This is a genomic window from uncultured Blautia sp. (genome assembly GCF_902497045.1).
Classification (GTDB): domain Bacteria; phylum Bacillota; class Clostridia; order Lachnospirales; family Lachnospiraceae; genus Blautia_A.
The window spans coordinates 1-5,528 of the sequence record NZ_CABVDF010000193.1 but is presented as its reverse complement, the minus strand read 5'-3'; the positions used below and the strand labels follow the sequence as shown (position 1 = coordinate 5,528).

Below are 5,528 nucleotides of genomic sequence, written 5' to 3'. Positions count from 1 at the left end.
TTTTTAAATTCATGATCCGGAAATTTAACTTTAAGACTCCCGGACGCGAAGAGGATGATGTAGAAACAAAGCTTTATACAAAGGCAGATGTGAATGCCAGAAAAGCTGCAGCCGGAGAGGTACAGGCTTCAGACAGCGAGGATCCGGTCAGTGAGGCGATTACCAGAGGTCTTGGCGGCAAAAAGAATATCAGTGATGTGGACTGCTGTGCAACAAGGCTTCGCTGTACGGTCCACGATGCTTCCAGGGTCAATGACAGCATTCTGAAAGCGACAGGAGCCTCCGGCATAGTCCATAAGGGAAATGGAGTGCAGGTTATTTACGGACCAAATGTAACGGTGATCAAATCCAATCTGGAGGATTATCTGGAAAAAGCTCCGGATACCTATGCAGAAGCAGAGGAAGCAGGAGAAGCAAAGCAGGAAGAAACTGAGAATACAGAAACAGAGAAGAAAGTAGTAAAACGAATTGTGATCTCCAGCCCCGTGACCGGAAAGGCGGCAGACCTGGGAACGGCTCCTGACGAAGCGTTTGCGCAGAGGATGATGGGCGACGGCGCTGTGGTAACTCCTGAGGAAGCCTTTGTATATGCTCCTGAGGATGGAGAGGTTGCTTTTGTATTTGACACAAAGCATGCTGTTGGATATATGACAGATTCCGGGGTCAGCCTTCTGATCCATGTAGGAATCGACACAGTAAAATTAAATGGAGAGGGATTTGAGGTTCTGGTGGAAAATGGACAGAAGGTAAAAAAAGGTCAGCCTATGCTGAAGCTTGATCTGGATTATCTGAAAGCCAATGCGCCGTCTCTGGCGACGCCGGTTCTCTGTACGGAACTTGGAGACGATCAGAGGATCCGTCTTCTGAAAGAGGGACCGGTGAAAGCAGGAGAGCCGCTGTTTGAGGTGGAAGTGCTGAACTAGAGCTGAATGGGGAAGGATACGGATGGTGTACAGGATAGTAAAGGTTTTAAATCATAATACATTTATTGGGATCCGAAGTAAGGATAAATGTAAATGTCTGATTATGGGAAAAGGAATTGCTTTTGGAAGAAAGGTGAGCGAAAGTGTTTCTGTGGGAGAGGATGCAAAAGTATACACGCTGACGGAGCTTACAGAGAGAGGACCGGCGGAAGAGATCATCCGGTCTGTTCCTCCGGAATGTCTGGAACTTGCCGGAGAAATTCTTGACCATGCAGAAAAAGTATTCGGCCGGATCGACCGTTCCATTTTGTTTCCTATGGCAGATCATCTTGCCTTTGCTGTACAGCGTATCCGGAACCGGGAACAGATCAGTAATCCTCTTACAGAGGACATACGGATCCTGTTCCACCAGGAGTATAAGGTTGCCCAGTGTACCAAACAGCTTCTCAGAGAACGGCTTCATGTGGAAATTGATGAGCATGAGATCGGATATATCGCCCTTCATGTCCATGCGGCCATTGAGGATCAGAAGGTTTCTCAGGCCATGCAGCTGACCAGGGCAGTCAGGGACTGTATTTCCATGGTAGAAAAGCAGACGGGAACCACCATTGACGTAATGTCCCTTTCCTATAACCGCCTGATGAACCATATCCGTTATATGGTGGCCCGCGCTATTGAAGGAGAAAAACTGAAGGTCAATATGAACGATTATATTTCCATCCGGTTTCCAAAAGCCTTTGAGATGGCAGCCCAGGTGTGTGAAGAAATGGAAAAAAATCTGAAAATCTGTCTGCATGATGTGGAGATCGGGTATCTTGCCATGCATCTGGAACGTGTAATGGATACGGAGCGGAAAGAAGATACACAGGAGACTTTTTAAAATAGTATGGTAAATTATATCAAGATGATGTAAAATAAAACAAAAACAATATGGAGGTATATTATGAAATCGTTTGAGTACACAATTAAAGATGAACTGGGAATCCACGCAAGACCGGCAGGACTTCTTGCAAAAGAGGCTAAAAAATACAGCTCTGTATGTATGATCGAAAAAGGGGGCAAAAGTGTAAAACTTTCTCAGCTTATGATGCTGATGTCTCTTGGCGCTAAACAGGGAGATCTCGTTAAGGTAACTGCAGAAGGCGAGGATGAGGATACTGCTATCGCAGAACTGGAGAAATTCTTTAACGAAAATCTCTAATCAGAAAATAGGTTACTGTTCGCACGGCACTGTCTCGTAAGGTGTGAACAGTAACGAAAATATAAAAGCAACAGGTCAGGGAGGAAAAAAGTATGCAAAGTTTCCAGGGAAAATCCGTATATAAAGGAATTGTAATGGGACCGGTAGTTGTTCTGAAAAAGAACGATTATCAGGTGAAAAGATCCAGGATCGAAGATGCTGATGCTGAGACCGGACGGGTTCAGGAAGCGGTAAAGCGTTCACAGGAACAGCTTCAGAAGCTTTATGACAAGGCGCTGAAAGAAGTCGGAGAGGCAAGTGCAGCTATTTTTGAAGTACATCAGATGATGCTGGAAGATGAGGATTATCTGGAGGCTATTCAGAATATGATCCAGACAGAAATGGTAAATGCAGAGTATGCGGTTGCAGTGACAGGAGATAACTTCTCCCAGATGTTTGCATCTATGGATGATGATTATATGAAAGCACGCGCAGCCGATATTAAGGATATTTCAGAACGTCTGGTACGTAATCTGAGCGGACAGGAGGATGCAGACTTAAGCGATATCGATCCTTCGATTATTGTAGCGGATGATCTGAGTCCAAGTGAAACTGTCCAGATGGACAAGGAAAAGATCCTTGCATTTGTCACGGTTCACGGTTCTACAAATTCTCATACTGCAATCCTTGCCCGTATGATGAATATCCCGGCTCTGATCGGAGTTCCTCTTGATCTCAATGAGCTGAAAAACGGCACAACAGCAGTGGTAGACGGATTTACCGGCCGGGTGACCTTTGATCCGGACGAAGAAACTCAGACAGCCACACTTAAAAGAGTTCAGGAAGAAAAAGAGAAGCTTGCGCTTCTGCAGGAACTGAAAGGGAAAGAAAATATTACACTTGACGGTAAAAAGATCAATATTTATGCAAATATCGGAAGTGTCGGTGATATCGGTTATGTTCTGGAAAATGATGCAGGTGGTATCGGACTTTTCAGAAGCGAATTCCTGTATTTAGGAAGAAATGATTTTCCTACAGAGGAAGAACAGTTCCAGGCATATAAGCAGGCGGTACAGACTATGGCCGGTAAGAAAGTTATCATCCGTACCCTTGATATCGGAGCAGACAAGCAGGTGGATTACTTTAATCTTGGAAATGAAGATAATCCGGCACTGGGGTATCGTGCGATCCGTATCTGCCTGAAGCAGCCTGATATTTTTAAGACTCAGCTGAGAGCTCTTTTCCGTGCAGCTGTATATGGCAACCTTTCTATTATGTATCCCATGATCACTTCTGTTGAGGAAGTGGAAAAAATTTATGAGATAGTAAAAGAAGTTGAGATCGAACTGAAGGCTCAGGAGATCCAGTATAAAATTCCGGAGCAGGGAATTATGATCGAGACTCCGGCGGCTGTTATGATCAGCGACCGCCTGGCTGAGATGGTAGATTTTTTCAGTATCGGAACAAATGACCTGACTCAGTATACGCTGGCCATCGACCGTCAGAACGAAAAACTGGATGATTTTTACAATCCGCATCATGAAGCAGTTCTGCGGATGATCCAGATGGTTGTAGACAACGCACATAAGTGCGGCAAATGGGCTGGTATCTGTGGGGAGCTGGGAGCTGACCTGACTCTGACAGAGAAATTTGTCCGCATGGGACTGGACGAGTTGTCCGTAGCACCGTCTATGATCCTGAAACTCCGCAAGATTGTCCGTGAAATGAAAGTAGAAGAATAAAGTATTGATCCCCTGTATGCTACTGTCTGAGTTGCAGACGAGTTTAGCATACGGGGGATCGTTTTTTTGCGAAGAAGCGGAAGATCAGAAATTTCCAAGACTTGAACCAGCTTGTGTAACAGAAGAATTTATTCCTGCTTTAGATTTTTAGACAGCAAATTTATAATTGTCTGTTATCTGTTTTTTCTATGTAAGCAGATGGCGCAGGCTGTACTCCGCGTTTCCACTCAATGAAGTTTACAATAAAGAAAACCGCAGCGCTGACAGTACATCCGAAAACGACAGGAAGGATGCCGAATTTGAAGCCGCCGCCGCTTAATACCTGCCAGAAGCAGAAGCCGATGGTTCCGCCAAACAGAGAGAGAATACCGGAATTTTTTGTGGCCTTTGGTACGATGAGACCAAGACCGTAGGCTGCAAAGGGACCGGCGCACCGTATACCGAAAGCGAAGGTATTCATGGTTACAATAGGAACACCAAACATGGCGATCAGCATGGCGATTACTGCGGCAATCACATTGCAGGCTCTTGTGTAGGTGATGATTTTTTTATCAGAAAGCTTTTTCCCGCCGTATTCCAGATAGAGATCGTTCATGATCATGGTTGACATACACAAAAGATTGGAGTCTGCGGAGGACATGGTTGCACAGATGATAGCCGCAGAGATCATTCCTACGATAAATGCCGGAGCATGAGCTGTGGTAACTGCCATCATTGCATTTTTGCCGCCGTCAGCAAGGTCAGGCATAGTTGCAAGAGCTGCAAGACCAAGCAGAGTAGGGAAAATGGACATTGCTGCCATCAGGATCGCAGAAACCCAGGATGCCTGTCTGGCAGTTTTTTCATCTTTGGCAGTCTCGAAACGGGATACCATTTCAGGACCGGCCAGGAAGGTACAGAAATAATTAAAAATGTAGCCGATAATCGTAACCCAGCCTATTTTTGTAAAATCCAGCTGTACCGGAGGAAGTGCTGCGGAGATAGCATCCCAGCCGCCGCATCCGTGGATTACAATAGGAGTTGCAACAGCAAGTCCTACCAATATAATAGCAAACTGTACAAGATCTGAAATCTGATCGGCGATCATTCCGCCAAAAGTGGTATACAGGATAACAACTGCGCCTGCAATGACCAGGGCAACGTTGGTAGGAATACCTGTAAGGCTGGCTACAACACTTCCGGATGCTGCAATCTGTGAGGAAGTTAGGCAAAAAAGAGAAAGAATTCCCAAGACTGCGGTAAAGGTGCTGGAAATTTTTCCGAAACGGCGTCCAACAACCTCAGGGATGGTAACAGCCATAGTCTGGCGGATCTTAGGCGCAAAATAGGCAAGTGGAATCATGGCAGCAGATGCTGCAAGAACATACCAGATTGCACTCATTCCCCAGTCTCCAAAAGCTTTTTGTGCCAGACCGGTTGTGGATCCGCCGCCGATGTTGTTGGCAGAAAGTGAAAAAGCCACCATAAACAACCCCATACGACGGCCTGCCAGCATGTAATCACTGCTGTCTTTGATCTTTAATTTGCCGACAATAAAACCGACTACAAGCATACCTATCAGATATGCCACTACAATAATGATTGCCTGGGTTTGTAAAACCATACTCGATCCTCCTTTTAATTGTTAAAAATCACTAAAAAATATAAATAAATTATAACTTAATTTGTGCTGAAAGTAAAATG

5 protein-coding genes are annotated in these 5,528 nt (G+C 45.1%); 4 read left to right on the top strand and 1 reads right to left on the bottom strand.

What is annotated here, in order from left to right:
- From RDS42_RS11920 to ptsP, 4 genes are all read left to right on the top strand, one after another.
- Positions 1-923, top strand: a 923-nt coding sequence (locus RDS42_RS11920; protein ID WP_308783855.1) for a glucose PTS transporter subunit IIA, incomplete at its 5' end; no start/stop codon positions are given.
- A 22-nt stretch (positions 924-945) separates the two neighbouring features.
- Positions 946-1,803: a PRD domain-containing protein gene (locus RDS42_RS11915; RefSeq protein WP_308783854.1), complete on the top strand. Its 858-nt coding sequence runs from the start codon at positions 946-948 to the stop codon at positions 1,801-1,803.
- Between the two features lie 63 nt (positions 1,804-1,866).
- Positions 1,867-2,124, top strand: a complete 258-nt coding sequence (locus tag RDS42_RS11910) for an HPr family phosphocarrier protein (RefSeq protein ID WP_022067266.1) — start codon at positions 1,867-1,869, stop codon at positions 2,122-2,124.
- Positions 2,125-2,216: 92 nt separating this feature from the next.
- Positions 2,217-3,845 (top strand): phosphoenolpyruvate--protein phosphotransferase, encoded by a 1,629-nt coding sequence (ptsP, locus tag RDS42_RS11905; RefSeq protein WP_308783853.1) that lies wholly within the window; start codon positions 2,217-2,219, stop codon positions 3,843-3,845.
- 160 nt (positions 3,846-4,005) lie between these two features.
- On the opposite strand, the gene RDS42_RS11900 is transcribed toward ptsP, so the two are convergent.
- Positions 4,006-5,448, bottom strand: a complete 1,443-nt coding sequence (locus RDS42_RS11900) for a sodium:solute symporter family protein (protein WP_308783852.1) — start codon at positions 5,446-5,448, stop codon at positions 4,006-4,008.
- Positions 5,449-5,528 lie beyond the last annotated feature (80 nt).

Coding starts and splice junctions, on each gene's coding strand:
- RDS42_RS11915 (WP_308783854.1), top strand. CDS start 946: ATGGTGTACAGGATAGTAAAGGTTTTAAATCATAATACATTTATTGGG.
- RDS42_RS11910 (WP_022067266.1), top strand. CDS start 1,867: ATGAAATCGTTTGAGTACACAATTAAAGATGAACTGGGAATCCACGCA.
- ptsP (WP_308783853.1), top strand. CDS start 2,217: ATGCAAAGTTTCCAGGGAAAATCCGTATATAAAGGAATTGTAATGGGA.
- RDS42_RS11900 (WP_308783852.1), bottom strand. CDS start 5,448: ATGGTTTTACAAACCCAGGCAATCATTATTGTAGTGGCATATCTGATA.